General features: G+C 61.1%; 14 protein-coding genes. 9 read left to right on the forward strand and 5 right to left on the reverse strand.

Annotated features, from left to right (window positions below; all coding sequences use genetic code 11):
- Positions 1–246: 246 nt before the first annotated feature.
- Together DW178_RS09345 and metA are read right to left on the reverse strand one after the other, a co-directional pair.
- Entirely contained in the window at positions 247–489 is a 243-nt protein-coding gene (locus DW178_RS09345) for a hypothetical protein (RefSeq protein WP_118350868.1), read from the reverse strand.
- Between the two features lie 9 nt (positions 490–498).
- Positions 499–1,425, reverse strand: a complete 927-nt coding sequence (metA, locus tag DW178_RS09350) for a homoserine O-acetyltransferase MetA (RefSeq protein WP_118350870.1) — start codon at positions 1,423–1,425, stop codon at positions 499–501.
- A gap of 557 nt (positions 1,426–1,982) precedes the next feature.
- On the opposite strand from metA, the gene rplM reads away from it, so the two are divergent.
- From rplM to DW178_RS09365, 3 genes are all read left to right on the forward strand, one after another.
- Positions 1,983–2,417, forward strand: coding sequence for a 50S ribosomal protein L13 (rplM, locus tag DW178_RS09355; RefSeq protein WP_114620138.1), 435 nt, complete (start codon positions 1,983–1,985; stop codon positions 2,415–2,417).
- A gap of 3 nt (positions 2,418–2,420) precedes the next feature.
- Positions 2,421–2,813, forward strand: a complete 393-nt coding sequence (gene rpsI, locus DW178_RS09360) for a 30S ribosomal protein S9 (RefSeq protein ID WP_042432566.1) — start codon at positions 2,421–2,423, stop codon at positions 2,811–2,813.
- Between the two features lie 311 nt (positions 2,814–3,124).
- Positions 3,125–5,215: a glutamine synthetase III family protein gene (locus tag DW178_RS09365; RefSeq protein WP_118350873.1), complete on the forward strand. Its 2,091-nt coding sequence runs from the start codon at positions 3,125–3,127 to the stop codon at positions 5,213–5,215.
- 184 nt (positions 5,216–5,399) lie between these two features.
- Here DW178_RS09365 and dtd read toward each other — a convergent pair whose 3' ends face one another.
- The 3 genes from dtd to DW178_RS09380 all read right to left on the reverse strand — a co-directional run bounded on the left by dtd (position 5,400) and on the right by DW178_RS09380 (position 9,434).
- The gene (dtd, locus tag DW178_RS09370; protein ID WP_118350876.1) at positions 5,400–5,846 is read right to left on the reverse strand and encodes a D-aminoacyl-tRNA deacylase; all 447 of its coding nucleotides are present in this window, start codon (positions 5,844–5,846) and stop codon (positions 5,400–5,402) included.
- Positions 5,847–6,196: 350 nt separating this feature from the next.
- Positions 6,197–7,468 (reverse strand): ATP-binding protein, encoded by a 1,272-nt coding sequence (locus tag DW178_RS09375; RefSeq protein ID WP_118350878.1) that lies wholly within the window; start codon positions 7,466–7,468, stop codon positions 6,197–6,199.
- Positions 7,469–7,760: 292 nt separating this feature from the next.
- Positions 7,761–9,434 carry a helix-turn-helix transcriptional regulator gene (locus tag DW178_RS09380; protein ID WP_118350880.1) on the reverse strand — a complete coding sequence of 558 codons (1,674 nt, stop codon included), beginning with the start codon at positions 9,432–9,434 and terminating at the stop codon, positions 7,761–7,763.
- Between the two features lie 395 nt (positions 9,435–9,829).
- Here DW178_RS09380 and DW178_RS09385 point away from each other — a divergent pair, with 395 nt between their 5' ends.
- The 6 genes from DW178_RS09385 to DW178_RS09410 form a co-directional block, all read left to right on the forward strand.
- Complete coding sequence (locus tag DW178_RS09385; RefSeq protein ID WP_118350883.1) at positions 9,830–12,817, forward strand: molybdopterin-containing oxidoreductase family protein; 2,988 nt, start codon at positions 9,830–9,832, stop codon at positions 12,815–12,817.
- Complete coding sequence (locus DW178_RS09390; protein WP_118350886.1) at positions 12,814–13,455, forward strand: 4Fe-4S dicluster domain-containing protein; 642 nt, start codon at positions 12,814–12,816, stop codon at positions 13,453–13,455. Before DW178_RS09385 ends, DW178_RS09390 begins: the two co-directional genes overlap by 4 nt.
- A complete protein-coding gene (locus tag DW178_RS09395) occupies positions 13,455–14,333 on the forward strand; it encodes a dimethyl sulfoxide reductase anchor subunit family protein (RefSeq protein ID WP_118350889.1) in 879 nt (292 codons plus the stop codon). Before DW178_RS09390 ends, DW178_RS09395 begins: the two co-directional genes overlap by 1 nt.
- A gap of 411 nt (positions 14,334–14,744) precedes the next feature.
- Positions 14,745–15,107, forward strand: a complete 363-nt coding sequence (locus tag DW178_RS09400; protein WP_118350891.1) for an arsenate reductase family protein — start codon at positions 14,745–14,747, stop codon at positions 15,105–15,107.
- A gap of 236 nt (positions 15,108–15,343) precedes the next feature.
- Entirely contained in the window at positions 15,344–15,898 is a 555-nt protein-coding gene (locus DW178_RS09405; protein ID WP_118350894.1) for a helix-turn-helix domain-containing protein, read from the forward strand.
- The coding region (locus DW178_RS09410; protein ID WP_118350896.1) for an IS3 family transposase at positions 15,850–16,583 on the forward strand (734 nt) is incomplete at its 3' end. The genes DW178_RS09405 and DW178_RS09410, both read left to right, overlap by 49 nt.

The raw sequence follows: 16,583 nt of genomic DNA on the forward strand, positions 1-16,583 counted from the left end.
TTTCGCTTGCCGTGCAGATGCTGACGCGAAACGGGCGTCGACAAGAGGGTGCGTCCTCTGATTAAGCGGGGAAGTCGGCAGGGCGGCTTCCAATGCGTGAGGGGGCGCTGGTCTGCGCTCCTTGCGGGATGTCTCGCCCTCCACCCTGATTCGCGGCGTAAAACTGATGGGCCTGGAACGATCATTCGTTCCAGGCCCATCGCTATTTATTGGCCGGCTGGATTTTCCCTAGAGGAGGGCGCCCCCCTAATCCCAGGGGTTTTCCTGGAACAAGGGCTCGGGTGTGGGCGGGCGGTCCGAATAGGGGTCGTAGCCGTCGTCATCCTCGTTCTCGGCGCGGATGAAAGGGTCGTTCGCGGGCTGTTCGGATGTGGACCCGGGCGCCGTGCCCTCCTTCGCCGAACGCCGCCCTGCTTCAGTCGACTGTCCTTTGTCGGCTTTGCCGGACAAGGGGGTGACCTGCGGTTTAATGGTGTAGTGCTTCGACATGGCGTTTCCCTATTCGCCAGCGCCCAAGTCGCTCAGGTCGTAAGGCGTGGTCTGGTACACGTAGTAGTTCAGCCAGTTGGTGTACAGCAGCTGCGCGTGCGCGCGCCACGTGCTGATCGGCTCCTGCGCGGGGTCGTCGTTGGGGAAGTAGTGGGCCGGAACGGGGACGTCCATGCCCTTGTTTACGTCGCGCTCGTACTCGGCGCGCAGCGTGCCGGTATCGTACTCGGGGTGGCCGAACACGAAGAAGTGGCGGCTGTCGGTGCTCTTGGCGATGTAAACGCCGGCCTCATCGGACTGCGCGACGATCTCCAGGCGCGGATCCGCCTCGATGTCCTCGGCGTACACGGTGGTGTGGCGGGAATGCGGCGCCCAGAAGCGGTCGTCGAACCCGCGCACCAGCGGGCTGGAGGGTTTGAGCACGTCGTGGTTGAACACGCCGGAGAGCTTCTTCGGCAGCTCGTGCTTCTGGATGCCGTAGTGGTAGAAGATGCCGGCTTGCGCGCCCCAACAGATGTGCAGCGTGGAGTGCACGTTGGTGGTGGACCACTTCATGATGCGGCACAGCTCGTTCCAGTAGTCCACGTCCTCGAACTCGTGCAGCTCGACGGGCGCGCCGGTGATGATCATGCCGTCGTAGCGGTTATCTTTGACCTGGTCGAACGAGCGATAGAACGTCTTCAAGTGCTCTTGGGAGACGTTGCGCGACTCATGCGAGATGGTGTGCAACAGCTCCACCTCGATCTGCAGCGGGGTGTTGGACAGCTTGCGCATGATCTGCGTCTCGGTCTCGATCTTCTTCGGCATGAGGTTGAGCAGCAGCACGCGCAGCGGGCGGATGTCCTGATGCATGGCTCGATGCTCGGTCATGACGAAGATGTTCTCGCTTTCCAGCTGCTCGGTTGCGGGCAGCTGGTCGGGGATCCTGATTGGCATGAATCGGTCCTTTCCGGATTGAGCGTCCCGCGCGCGGGCGGGACGGGTATGCGCGGTTGTGCGGCGGAGTTGGCGCCGTTCACCTGATGAAACTCACCGCCTGCACCATAATATCAAAGCCTCAGAATACCGGGTTATTGGTAAACCAGAATGCAAGTTATCGCCGCAAGCAAACGCAGCAGGCGAGCAGGCGGGCTGCGGGGGGGGTAGAGCGGCGCGATGGGCTGGCAACGCAGCGGGCGAGCAAGCGGGCAGGAGGGTGGTGCCGGTAGCGGCTTGCTTTCCGCATTCGTGCAGTCCGTGTGAAAATCGCGCAGTAACCCCAGATGGGCACACATGCCCCATTGACTTCGAAGCGGCTGAAACCGTAGACTATAAAAGTTCGCTTTCAAAAGCCCCGTAAACGCAAGGTGGAGGCAGCGCCAAGAAGGGAAGTCCAGACCCGACGAAGCGCGCCGGCGTAGGAAACCGGCTGCAGACAGACTTGCACTTTTGAAAAACGACACCCTGTGCGCTGTGGTCGCACAGCGTAACAGGAAGGACATGGAGGAAAAACAGTGAAGACGTATCACGCTAAGCCTCATGAAGTTGAGCGCAAATGGTACATCATCGACGCTGAGGATCAGGTCCTCGGCCGTGTTGCCACCAAGGCCGCTACCCTTCTGAAGGGCAAGCACAAGCCGCAGTACACGCCGCACGTGGACACCGGCGACTTCGTGATCATCATCAACGCGGACAAGATTCGCGTGACCGGCACGAAGGAGCTGAACAAGGTCTACTACCATCACACCGGTCATCCGGGCGGACTGAAGTCCGAGACCTTCGCCGAGGCTATGGCCAAGCACCCCGAGCGCGTCATCGAGCATGCCGTCAAGGGCATGCTGCCGAAGAACACGCTGGGCCGCAAGCAGGGCTTGAAGCTGAAGGTTTACGCTGGTGCCGAGCACCCGCATATGGCTCAGAAGCCGACCGAGATCAAGATGGAGGGCTAAACCATGGCGAATGAAGCATTGTACTACGGCACCGGTCGTCGTAAGAACGCTGTCGCTCGCGTGCGCCTCGTTCCCGGCACCGGCAAGGTGACCGTCAACGGTCGCGATGGCAAGGAGTACTTCGGCCGCGAGGCTCTGCTCGACTATGCCAAGACCCCGTTCAAGGTCACGGATACCCAGGATCACTTCGACGTGCTCGCCCGCATCGACGGCGGCGGCATCTCGGGTCAGGCCGGCGCTCTGCGTCACGGCATCTCCCGTGCCCTGCTGGCAGCTGGCGACTACCGCGCCGAGCTGAAGAAGGCTGGCTTCCTGACGCGCGACGCTCGTATGGTCGAGCGCAAGAAGTACGGTCTGAAGAAGGCCCGCAAGCGCCCGCAGTTCAGCAAGCGCTAAGGTTTGTTTCTTTTGGCTGCGCCAGGCGTGGCCGTGCAAGCCTGGAAAGCCCGTTCCGCGAAAGCGGGGCGGGCTTTCCGCGTTGTTAGGGCGCAAAAGCCGCCGGTGCGTTCGCCCCTTCCGTAACGAAACGTTCCATGTGCTGAAAACTGCCGGAAACATAGCGCCGGTACCGTAAGTTACAGCAAGTTGACGTGCTGCTTGCCGGTGCAAGATGCTAAGCTACGAGAGTTGACTAGTTCGCTAGCCTATAGCTTGCAGTGGCAAGGGAAACGCGCGTCTGAAAGGTAACTATGAAGGAGCTCACGCCTATGTCGAAAATTCCTGAGATCTACGGCTCGATGGTGTTCAACGAGCACACGATGCAGGAGCGACTGCCATCTGCAACGTACAAAGACTTGATGAAGACCATCAAGAAGGGCGAACCTTTGAACCTTGAGGTCGCCAATGTCGTCGCCCATGCCATGAAGGAATGGGCCATTGAAAAGGGAGCCACGCACTACACGCATTGGTTCCAGCCCCTTTCCGGCATCACCTCCGAGAAGCACGACAGCTTCCTCGATCCCACCGGCGACGGCCGCGCCATCATGAGCTTCTCCGGCAAGGAGCTTATCCAGGGCGAGCCCGACGCCTCCAGCTTCCCGTCCGGCGGCCTGCGCGCAACCTTCGAGGCCCGCGGCTACACGGCGTGGGACCCCACCAGCTACGCGTTCATCAAGGACGAGGTGCTGTGCATCCCCACCGCCTTCTGCAGCTACACCGGCGAGGCGCTTGACAAGAAAACCCCTTTGTTGCGCTCCATGAGCGCCATCGACGAGCAGGCCAAGCGCGTGTTGGCGCTGTTCGGCGAAACCGCTGACCGCGTGATCACCACCGTCGGTGCCGAGCAGGAGTACTTCCTGATCAGCGAGAAGGATTACGCAAAGCGCTCCGACCTCATCATGACGGGCCGCACGCTGTTCGGCTACTCCCCGTTGAAGGGCCAGGAGCTCGAGGAGCATTACTTCGGCGCCATCCGCCCCACCGTCAACGAGTTCATGAAGGAGCTGGACAGCGAGCTGTGGAAGCTGGGCGTGTCGGCGAAGACCAAGCACAACGAGGTCGCCCCTGCGCAGCATGAGCTGGCTCCGCTCTACACCAACGGCAACCGCGCTATCGACGAGAACCTCCTGACCATGGAGAAGATGCGCCTGCTGGCAAGCCATTACGGCCTGGTGTGCCTGCAGCATGAGAAGCCGTTCGAGGGCATCAACGGCTCCGGCAAGCACAACAACTGGTCCATCTCCGCCGGCAAGACCAACTTCCTGGATCCCGGCGAAACCCCCATGGACAACCTGCGATTCCTGGTGTTCCTCACCGGCGTCATCCAGGCCGTCGACGATTACCAGGAGCTGCTGCGCATGACCGTGGCCTCCTGCGGCAACGACCATCGTCTGGGCGCCAACGAGGCCCCGCCGGCTATCGTGTCCATCTTCCTGGGCGACGAGCTGGGCGCCATCGTGGACGCGTTGGTTGACGATCATGAGTACACTTCTGCGGAAAAGGTGGCTGTCGACCTGGGTGTTTCGGTGCTGCCGAATTTCCTCAAGGACAATACCGACCGTAACCGCACCAGCCCCTTCGCCTTCACCGGCAACAAGTTCGAGTTCCGCATGCCGGGCTCTGCGGTGAACCTTGCCGACTGCAACATGGTGCTCAACACCGCCATGGCCAAGTCGCTTAAAGACTTCGCCGACGCCATGGAGGGCAAGTCCGGCGACGAGTTCGAGTCCGCCGCCATCGCCTACATCAAGGATACGCTGAAGAAGCATCAGCGCATCATCTTCAACGGCAACGGTTACTCGGACGAGTGGCCTGCCGAGGCCGAGCGCCGCGGCCTGGCCAACAATCGCACCACCGCCGACGCGCTGCCGGCCTATGTTGCGGAGAAGAGCATCAAGCTGTTCGAGGAGTTCAACGTGCTCACCGAGGTGGAGGCTCGCAGCCGCTACGAGGTGAAGCTGGAGAAGTACACGAAGCTCATGAACATCGAGGTCCGTACGATGAAGCGCATGACGCGCCGTACGTTCCTGCCGGCCATCAACAAGTACGCCACGCTCGTTGCCAACGAGATCAACGAGATGAAGGCCGCTTGCGCCGGCATCGACACCTCGGTGCAGGATCAGCTGCTCAACACGGTGGTCGACGGCATCAAGGAGATCAACGACGCCCTGAACGAGCTGCACGCCGCGCACCTGGCCATCCGTGATTTGACCGACGAGCAGGAGAAGGCCAACAAGTACGCGCACGAGATCGTCCCGATGATGGAGCGCCTGCGTGCGGGCGTGGACGCCATGGAGATCGTGGTTGCGCACGACCTGTGGCCCGTCCCCACGTACAACGACATCCTGTTCTACTGCTAGTCGAAGCAGCGCACCAGGAGATGAAAGAAGCCGCCCTCGGGCGGCTTCTTTGCGTTCTAACCCGGAGGGCCGGATTTGGCGCCCGCCCGTCTCTGTTTGCCCCGTTTACTGCGGCTCGGTGCTCGGGTATGCCTGTGGGGTGCTGGGAATCGCCTAGTGGGCGCCGAGGTTGGTTTCGCGGGTTTTACAACTGGTCGGTGTCCAGCCAGATGGTGAAGGGGCCGTCGTTGACCAGGCTGACCTGCATCATGGCGCCGAAGCGGCCGGTTTCCACATGCGGCACGTCTTGGCGGGCGCGTTCGACGAACTGCTCGTAAAGCCGTTCTGCCTGGTCGGGCGCGCCGGCGCCGGTGAACGAGGGTCGGTTGCCCTTCTTGCAGTTAGCGTACAGGGTGAACTGCGAAACGATGAGCACCTGGCCGTCCACGTCGGCAAGCGAACGGTTCGTCTTGCCGTTCTCGTCCTCGAAAATGCGCAGCTTGAAGATCTTGCTCCACAGCTGCTCGATCTGGTCGGGGCCGTCGTCCGCGCCCATGCCCAGCAAGACCAGGTAGCCGCGCTCGCACGAGCCAACCGTTTCGCCATCGATATCCACCTGCGCATGCGTCACGCGCTGCACCAAAGCCCGCATAAGGCCCTCCTTTCCCAAGTGTTTGCCCACCAGCATAACGCATCAAGGGGTCCCAAGGCGCTACGGGCCCCGGCTGCGCCTGCCGTCGGACACTTCGGGGACGTAGCGCTATCTGTCCAGGTTGCGGTTGCAAGGAAGTGCGGCTTAGGCTCGTCCTGCCGTCTCTTGTGGTTGGGACGCTTAGGTGGGGACGCTTGGGGAAGTAGCGCTATCTGTCCGGATTGCGATTGCGGGGGAGCGTGAATCGGGCTCGCCCCTGCCGCTTTTGGACGGCGGCGAGACTTTCGCGGCAAAAAGCCGGACAGATAACGCTGCGTCCCCGAGATGTCATCGCTCGCGGCGGGGAGATGCTATCCCAGATCTTGCAGCAGGAACTTCCAGGCGGGTTTGATCTCGATGCGTTTGCCGTCCTCCTCGATGACGCGTTCTTCCTCTTTCGTGACGATAAGCAGGCGTAATGCCGAATCGCTGATGTTCGCCAGCTTCACTAGGTTACCCACTTCGCGGGGCTTTGCGCTGTCAGAGAGCGAGTAGGCGACCTGCACCGCAAGACCCTGCTCGGGCACGTAGAAGTCCACATCGATACCGTTTTTCGGTGACTTTAGATAGTGAAGCCCCTCGCCGAACGCGTCGAGCATGGCGACAGCCACTTCATTTTCGAGCAGCGCCGGCTCTTTTCCGATCAAGAACAGGTTGAGCAGTCCGTTGTCGCTAAAGTAGCGTTTAGGGTTTCCCTCGCGTTCCACGAATTTCGCCACCACGTTTGTCACCTCGAACAACAGGTACGACTCGCGCGCCATGGCCAGATAATCGAGCAGCGTTGCCTTGCTGATTTTGTAGCCAAGCGCATTCAGCATGCCATGCAGCGCCGTGGCGGATGTCTCGTTGCAAACGGTTTCAGCAACTTTTTTCATGAGCACGCGCAGGGCATCGGGGTTGCGAACGTTGTTGCGCGCGGCTATATCCCCCAACAGAACTTTCTGATAGACGCTTTCCACGTATTCGCGCGGCGAATCGTAGCGAAGTGATTCCGGGAAACCGCCGTGTTGATAGAACGCGTCGAACGCACCTGCGATTGAGCCCTTCGCTTTCGTTGAATAAAGAGCGTTGCTGTCATGGGCGATTCCGGACGCATCCAGGTATTCATCGAAGCGGTAGGGCGTCACATGTTTGACAAGGTAGCGCCCGCCGAGCGTGGTGGCTATCTGGCTGCTGAGCATTTTCGCGTTGCTGCCGGTTATCCACACGCGTTCACCAGCATCGGCTAGGCGGCGGGCGAACTTTTCCCAACCGTTGACATTCTGGATTTCGTCGAAGAAGTAATAACCGAGCTGTGTGCTGAGCTCGCTGTGCACCGACAGGATGTCGTTGAAATCGCCGATGCTGAACTCGGCCAAGCGCTCGTCTTCGAAGTTGATGTAGATGATCCGGTTCCAGTCCACGCCTGATTCCACCAAATCGCGGACGATTTTGTAGAGCAGGGTGGATTTGCCAGCGCGGCGCAAGCCCGTGACCACATAGTTCGCTTGTGAGTCGAATGTGTAACGACGTGGCACGATTCTCGCGTTTTGGATGATTTCGCGTTGATCGAAGATAACGCTTTTCAGGACTTCGTGATTCATGCAATGTCCAATCTGTTCATTATACTGAACAGATTATATATAATCTGTTCATTATACTGAACAGATTATATAGCAATCTGTTCAGTATAATGAACAGATTAACGACCACTCAGATGGAGAACGCGCGTGCTCTATGCGTCTTGAAGTCACGCAAACTTGAAAAGCCATTTTCAGGAGAACGATCAAAGACCTCCTTGCTTGTCCTCGGGGCCGTGGCACCCAAGCGGCAAGAAATCCGGACAGTTAACGCTACGTCCCCGAAGCGTCCGGGCCGCTCGTCGTTGCCGCTCTGCTACGCCTTCTCCTCTTGGATTAGGTCGATCATCTCTTGGCTTGAGTGCACGCCGAGCTTTTGGTAGATGTGCTGGCGGTGCGTGCTCACGGTGCTCTTCGACAGGCACAGCTGGTCTTGGATGTAGGCGAGGTTGCGGCCTTTGGCGAACAACGTCATGATTTCGGTCTCGCGTTCGGACAGACCGCAGCGAGATGCAATGGCCAGGCACTTGTCGGTGAAACGCCGCTTCCTGTCCGTGGGGAGCAGGTTCACGGCGAAGGCCAGGTCGCGCTCGGTGAATGCCATCGTCGTCATCATGATGAGCACGGCACCCAGCATGGCGCATGGGAACACCTGGGCAAGTTCGAAGGACGTGCAATTCACCACGAAACGCCCGATGAGCATGCCGGCCAAAGGCCCGAAGGTCCATCCTGCGCGAACGAATTGGAATACGCGGATGCTGGTCGCAGGATACTGGCGGCAGGCGCCGCAGATGAGGACCCATGCCAGGATGCCGTAGCACTGGAAGGCTGCCGAGTTGAGCGCGTAGGGGGCCACGGCGCTTATCGGGTACAGCAGGGGGGTGGGCAGCAGCAGCGCACCGAGCGCCAGGAACAGCATAAGGATGCGGTAGCAGTATTCAGGCGCCCGTGGGGTTTTCATGCTGATCAGGGCCAATGTGATGATCGTGGCGCCAAATCCCACGATAAGCGCCGCGCCCGCCTGGATGAAGGCGTAATGCTGCCCGCCCATACCCGCGATGCCCATTTGAATGTACAGCGTGCGCGCAAGTTCGTTCGCGCAGCCTATAAGCATGCAGCACAGCATCAGGGCAAGCGTGAGGTGATGCAGCTGGCGCCGGTTCTCAGGGCTGGCGGGCTCGGCTTGTAAAGGCAGGGGCTTATCGTCGATGGCGCTCTGGCTTTTCCATGTGTTGGCAACCGTGTCGCGTAAAAAGGAGCTGATCACGGGCATGCTGGCGGCGAACAGGCAGGATTCGAACGGTCCGAAGAACGAGAATAGGCAGAATAGCGCAGACGTGCACAGGTAGCCTATGGCAGCTATGGCCGCAGTGGCCTTTGTCGAGAATCTGCTGATGAGGATGCCGAACTGCGCTAGGAAGATGCCGGACGAGACACCGGAGGCGACCCCTGATGCGGTGGTGAGTGCGATGCTTGCGACGAATGCCCCTGCCGCTGATTCTCCGCCAGCCCAACCGGCTGCAACGGGCAGCAGCAGCGTGGACGCGGCCATGGCGATGGCCGATCCTGCGCGCGCAGGCGTCTTCGCCAGCCAAACGGCGCATTGCTTGTGCTCGATGCCGATGAGGACCTGCGTGAGCAGCAGCGTGCAGATGGATATCAGGTACACCGTGTCGAGGACGGGCTCGCCTTCGTTGCCCACGATGTTCAGGCTTTGGAACGTCATGGGGACCCATGCCAGAAAGCAGCCGAGCGCCACGCCCGTCAACGCTTCGGTGTGCCCGAGCGATTCTCGGGCCTGCTCCTTTTTACCTTCCAGTGTTCGAGAGAGTTTCCCGCGATTCGTCGGGCCGTCTCCGGCGCCTTGCTTCGGCTTTCTGCAGCCGCGGTCCGCGGTGCGCGCTTCTTCGCTTTTGCCGGCATCGGCGGATGCCTGCGCGGCGCGCAGGCTGCGATTCTTCGCAGCGGCCGTGGTGTTCTTCTCCCCCAAGAAAAATCCTCTCCCTCGCTTGAAGGCGATTATAGTACACCCCCTTCATTCGTCTGAACCCGTCCGTGAAGTCAGCCTGGGATAACACCCGAGTCAGGTATATCCCCAGGTTAAAGGCATCATGTTACTAACATGATTTCAAAAACCCGCCCTCAACCATGTTGCCGGCCGGATTCGCCGCCTGCTTTGCGCATCGTATCGTCGGAAAGGCGAACGCATCGCGGGCTCGGCCCCAAACCACAAGCAAGCCCCGGACGCGGTGATGTTTCGCAGGGCTTCGGGAAACCCTGAGAACCCGAGAAGAGGGGCGGCAAGCAGCTGAAGACGAGGGCTGCGATGCCGTACGACCACAGAGGAGATGGCGCCTTGCAAGGCGTCGAAGGAAAGGAGGATGCATGGGCAAGCTCACGATGACGCGCCGCACGTTCGCGAAGATGGCTGCGGCCACCGCCGCTGCCGTCGGCGTTACGGCTCCGGCAAGCTCGGCGCTGGCCGAGACCAAAACCGGCACCACTGGCGCCGGCGAGGTCAAGCGCATCCGTTCCACCTGCCGCGGCTGCGGCAAGATGGAATGCGGCGTGTGGGTGTATGTGCAGGATGGGAAGGTCATCCGCAGCGAAGGCGACGAGGCCGCCTTCCAGTCCATGGGCAATCATTGTTCCAAGGGCCAGGCTTCGCTGCAGGCGGCGTATCATCCCGACCGTCTGAAGTACCCCATGAAACGCACGAACCCGAAGGACTCCAACGACCCGGGTTGGCAGCGCATCACCTGGGACGAGGCCATGGAGACCATCGGCGAGAAGTTCAGCGAGCTGCAGTCCAAGTACGGTAACGAGACGTACTTCAGCATGGCGGGCACCAGCCGCATCTGGTCCATGGGCCCCTATGCGGCGCTGAAACAGTGCTTCGTAAGCCCGAACGCCATCCAGGCGAACGAGATTTGCAAGGGTCCGCGCTTCTATGCCACGAAGCTTAACGACTACAACGCCTACAGCTGGATGGAGACGGTCGGCCGCCCGCGCGTGTACGTGCAGTGGGGCGGCGCCTCCGAGCTGTCGAACTATGATGACTCGTGCCGCACCACGGTCGATGTGGCAACGCGCGCGGATTACCATATCTTGGTGGACCCGCGCCAGACGAACCTGGGCAAGGAGGCCGATATCTGGCTGCCGTTGCGGCCCGGTACCGATGCCGCCATGGGTCTCGGCTGGATCAACGTCGTCATCAACAAGGGCCTTTACGACGACCTGTACGTCCGCAAATGGATGAATGCCCCGATGCTCGTTGTGGAAGACGAGGACTGGGAAGGCTCCGTTTCCGATTCTCAGTCCACGCACGGCTCCAAACGCAACCGCCTGCTCAAGCAGTCCGACATCAAGGAGGGCGGTTCGAACACCGCGTTCATGGTGCTCAACGAGGTGAACGGCGAGCTGACGTACTACGAGTCCAACGGCAAAAGCGTGGCATCTTCCGTGACCGACGCCTCCGCCGCCGACCTGAACCTGTCGGGCGGCGCGTCCGGCAAGCTGCCCCATTGGGAGGGCGAGGACTGGAAGCCCGCGACCGCCGGCCGCGAGGCTCAGATCCACGGCTTGGACCTGACGGGCCAAAGCCAGGGCTTCGTCATCGACGCCACCCCGTTCATCGACGGCCTGTACCCCGCGCTGTACACGCCGGAAGGCGGCCTTGAGGTTGAGCTGAAGGACGGCAGGAAGGTGCGCTGCCGCACCGTGTGGGAGCATCTGTGCGATCGCGTGGCGGAGTACACGCCCGAGAAGGTCGCCGAGATCACCGGCTGTAAAGCAGAGGACATCGAGCGCGCCGCAACCATCTACGCCACGCGCCTGGATCCCTCTACCGGTTACGGCAACGGCGGCATCCAGTACATGCTCCCGCTCGAGCATAGCTGCAACTCGCTGCAGACCAACCGCACCATGGACATCCTGTGCGGCATCACCGGCAACATGGACATTCCGGGCGGCATGCGCGGCTCTACCGCCGGCTGGCCGTTCTTCGACCTGGCTATGACGCTGCCCTCTGCGGCTTCCGTGAAGGGCTCGCCCGACCAGTCCAAGATCATCGGCGGCGACAAGTTCCCCATGCTGGCGGACCCGAAGTGCAACCCCAGCTGGGCGGATGCCACCAGCATCTACAAGACCATTGAGACGGGCCAGCCCTATAAGCTGTCCTGCGGCATAGGCCAGACCGGCGACCATATGAATCAGTCGAACAGCCTGTATGCCTACGAGCAGCTTAAGAAGCTGGACTTCTGGGTGTCCATCGACTTGTGGGAGACGCCTACCGTGGGCATCGCCGACATCGTCCTGCCGGCGGCCCACTGGATGGAACTCGACTGCATTCGCAAGTCGCAGGGCTCTTCCGGTTCGTTCGGCGCCACGTGCAAGGCCGTGGAGCCTCCGGCGGAGGCGGAGCCCGACCTGAAGATCGTCATGCGCATCTTCAAGGCCATGGGCCAGCCGTATTGCGATGGCAGCACCGATGACGAGAAGTGGCCTATCGACAATGCCGAAAACGTGTGCAACAACATCGCGCTCGCCGGCTTCCGGATTCCCGAGTGGCAGGACTACAAGAAGGCGTTCCAGGAGAACGGCCCGTGGGATTCCAAGATCGAGAAGCCCGAGGCGTGGGGAACGTATCGTCGTTACGAAACCGGTTGGGCTACTACGTCGGACTCCCCGGCGGCGGTGCAGGCGGTCATGGATCATCCGCAGGGTTGGGATACGTCCACCGGCAAACAGGAGATCTGGTCGACGGTCATCGACAACTACTACCCCAACGATGACCAGGCGATTCCGACGTTCCGCGAGGCGCCGCACGGTCCGGTTGCCGATCCGGACTTGTTCACAGACGACAATTCGTTCCTGGCAACCACCGGACGCCGCATCCCTGTGTACTTCCACAACGAGCATCGTCAACTGCCCTGGTGCCGCGAGCTGTGGCCCGTGCCGCGCATCGAGATGAATCCCGAGGATGCCGAGCGTATCGGCGTCGAGCAGGGCGACTGGGTGTGGATCGAGACGAAGGAGCATAAGATTCGCGAGGTTGTGGACCTGTACCACGGCATCGCGCCCGGCGTGGTGAACCTGGAGCATCAGTGGTGGTTCCCCGAGCTGAAGCAGGCCGATAAGGGCTTCGCGCTGTGCGGCGTGAACTGCCTGTTGGACAAGGATGCCCAGGACCCGTTCATCGGCACGTCGAACCTGCGCGCCTACGGCGTGAAGGTGTACAAGGCCACGGCGGAGAACTCCCCGTTCGGCAATCCCGTGCCCTGCGGCGACGACGGCACCGAGATCATCCATGACTCCAGTGATCCGCGCCTGAAGGCGTGGGCGCCTGATTACGAGGGGGGGACGCAGGCATGAGCCATCCGGCAATCGTAACCGACCTGAACAAATGCGTCGGCTGCCTGGCATGCAGCGTAGCGTGCAAGGCGTTCAACGGCGTGCCGATCGGCAGCTTCTGGAACAAGACGCTGCGCATCGGCCCCTATCCGACGGCGGAGGGCTCCGGCCACTTCCCGGACGTGTACACGTACTTCCTGACCGTGCAATGCCAGCACTGCGCTGACCCGGAGTGCGTGAAGGTGTGCCCGACCGGGGCGAGCCACATCGCCGCCGACGGCACCGTGCAGATCGACAAGTCGAAGTGCATCGGCTGCCAGTTCTGCGCCATGAGCTGCCCCTACGGTGTGCGTTATTTGAACGAGGAAGAACGCGTGGTGGAGAAGTGCACCCTGTGCGAGCAAAAGACCGCGCAAGGCGAGCTTCCCCAGTGCGTCGCGCAGTGCGGCGGTTTCGCGCGCTTCTTCGGCGACTTGGATGAAGGCATCGAGAGCTTCCGCGGCCCCTACGACAAGACGCTTGGCGAGCTGACCGGCGAGGACGGCAATTATCCGATCAAGCCGTTCAAAGACTCCGATGTGCATCATCTGCCCGATGTGGGGAACCATCCCTCGTTCCGCTACATCCTGCGCAACCATGAGTGGAAGGGAGAAGAGTAATGGAACTGCAATGGCCTCTGATTCTTTTCACCACCCTTACCGCTTGGGGCTGCGGCGTGTTCGGCGGTGCCGGCGTGCTGGCGCTCAAGGGCGCGGGCAAGAAGTCCCAGCAGCTGCTGGCGATCCTGTCCTGCGTGCTTCTGGCTTTGGGCGGCATCGCGGTGTTCTTCCACCTGCAGCACTGGGAGCGCATCTTCAACGGCTTCGGCCACATCACCTCCGGCATCACGCAGGAGCTCATCGCGATCGTCGTGTTCGTGGCGGTCGCCGTGGCGTACTTCGTCATGGCCCGCAAGTCCGACGACGGCGGCACGCTGCCCAAGTGGATGGCGTGGGTCGCCGTCGCCATCAGCGCGATCCTGGCCGCGGTGTGCGCGCACTCCTACATGATGCCGGCGCGCCCGGCGTGGGATTCCGTGCTCGAGGTGCTCTCCATCGTGGGCGCCGCCTGCCTGCTCGGCCCGGCCACCTGCGCGGTGGTGCTGGCCGCCAAGGGCGAGGATGCCGGCGCCTGCGGCCTGCCGGCCGTGGCCGGATCGGCCATCGGCGCGGTGTGCACCGCCGCCTACGCGCTGTTCATCCAGCTGAGCGCCGGCGCGTTCTCCCAGGTGGGCTACTGCTTCGACCCGACGCACCCCACCAAGGCCGTGGCCGACGCCGCCGCGACCGTGGGCGCCCAGGCCCCGCTGCTGTGGCTCGGCGCCGTGGTCGTTGGTGCGGTCGTGCCGCTGGTCTGCTGCGTGATGGCCAAGAAGAAGGGCGACGCGGCAAGCTGGAAGGTCTTCGGCGGCGCGGCCGTCGTCGCGGCCCTCATCGGCGCGGTCTGCCTGCGCGTCGCCTTCTACAACGTGGGCCTGTCCGTGTTCATGTTCTACTAGGCGGCCTTGGGGCTTGGCCGGGCCTTGCGTCCGACCGCCTCTGGCGGGCCGACTCCTGCGCGCTGGTTTCGGCCCGCCAGCCCCCTCGTCCCGTAGCCGGCGATTCCCTGCCCGGCGGCGGCGCGGAGGCCGGTCCTCCCCGGCGGCCCCCATCGGGCCACCGGACGACAACCGAATATCCCGAGCGGCCCCTTCCGCTTGGAGACACCCTTTCCCCAAACCCCCCTTGCAAACAGGGACGTCTCCAAGCGGAAGGGGCCGCCTTGCGTCTTGGATCCGGACACTTAGGGGACGTAGCGCTATCTGCCTGAATCGCATTTCACTTGTGCTTGGTTGAGCGGTGCGGTGGCGTCCTGCTAAGCTATGCAACGCAAAACGCAAAGGCGAGCCGCCTAAAGGAAGGAGCTCATCGTGCAGGAAGTGTTGTTCATCGAGTACCCGAAGTGCTCAACGTGCAAGAAGGCGAAGGCGTGGTTGGATGCGCATGGCGTGGTGTATGCGGATCGCGACATTGTGGCGGATAATCCCAAGGCGGCTGAGCTGGCCGAATGGCACGCGAAAAGCGGGTTGCCGCTGCGCCGGTTCTTCAACACCAGCGGGCAGCTGTATCGCCAGCATAATGTGAAAGCCCAGCTAGATGCAGGCATGTCGGGCGCGGAAGCTTATGACCTGCTGGCTGCCAACGGCATGCTGGTAAAACGTCCCATCGTCGTCGGCCCCGATTTCGTGCTAACCGGCTTCAAAGAAGCCGACTGGGAAGCTGCACTGCTATAAGCTTTTCGCATAGGCGTTTTGCGCTTCCGCTAGACAAATAGGAAAGAATAGGAAAAAAGGAAACCGCCGAAAATCAATTGGCGGCTGAGCTAGAGGCGCTTAGGCAGATTTTTCAGCTTCTTAACCCGATACGCGTCAAGGTCGGAATCGACGGATTAAAAAGCCCCGCATTGTGAAGTGACCCCCTAAAGTTAGACCAGATTTAATAAAATCGGTCACGACTTTAGGGGGTTCTTATGCCACGGGATTTCGGGATTTCCATCGAAGACAAACGCGAGATCATCCGCCTCATCGAAGACGGCCATAGTGCCCTGTCTATATCCAAAAAGTATTGCGTGAATCGAACCTCCGCGGAACAATGGATCCGTACCTACAAGGCGTGTGGATTGGACGGTGTGCTCAACATGGGATCCACTCACAAGAAGTACAGCTACGAAACGAAACTCGCGGCAGCAAGAGCCTTTGTCGAGGAAGGGTTGTCGAAGGCGGAGGTCATGGCACGGTACGGCATCGTGAGCGAGAATGCGCTCAAGCGGTGGATCAGAAACTACCGCCAAGGCGACTTGGAAGCCCTCAAACCGAAACCGAAGGGCCGGCCGCCGGGAGCCAAGAGCAAACCCAAACCGCTCACCTACCAGGAGGAGCTCGAAGAGCGCATCAAAGATCTGGAGACGGAGCTGGCCGTACAAAAAGAACTGAACGCCCTGGCGGACCGAAAGTCTCGGGAAGAGAGAAATCGGACATGGCAGCAGAGCTGCTGGGGCGAGGATTCGAGCTGCCGAGGGTGCTGAGGGCACTGAGGCTCGCGAAGAGCACCTACTACTACAACCTGTCGCACCCGAAGACCGACCATTACGCCGACGTGCGCCCGCTGATCCATGAGATCTACCGTCGCACGAGGAACGGCATGGGCTACCGCCAGGTGCGCTTGGCGCTCATCCAAGAACAGGGCCTTGCAATCTCTCGCAAGACGGTCTGGAAGCTCATGCGCGAGGAAGGGCTGTTCTGCAGGATCCGACGCAAGCATTACAACTCGTACAAAGGAGAAGTCGGCAAGATGGCCGAGAACCTTTTGAACAGGGACTTCCAAGCAGATAGGCCTTTCCAGAAGCTCACGACGGACGTGACGGAGTTCGCTTTGCGGGACGGCAAGGCGTATCTGTCCCCCGTGATGGACCTCTGCGGCAACAAGATCGTCTCGTGGAGCGTAAAGAAGAACCAAGGCATGGGGCTGATCAACGAGATGCTGGACGGCCTGTTCGAGCAGCTGCCGGAAGGAGCAGAGCCCCTGTTGCATTCGGACCAGGGCTGGCAGTACCAGATGGGCTCGTATCGGAACAAACTCGAAAAACACGGCCTCAAGCAGAGCATGTCCCGCAAGGCGACGTGCCTCGACAACGCCTGCATGGAAGGGTTCTTCGGGCATCTGAAAGACACTGATAATGGGAATCGCGCCACCGACGATGGTTATCGGCG

Origin of the sequence: Eggerthella sp. AM16-19 (assembly GCF_003474385.1) — a bacterium.
In the GTDB taxonomy this organism is placed as follows: Bacteria; Actinomycetota; Coriobacteriia; order Coriobacteriales; family Eggerthellaceae; genus Senegalimassilia.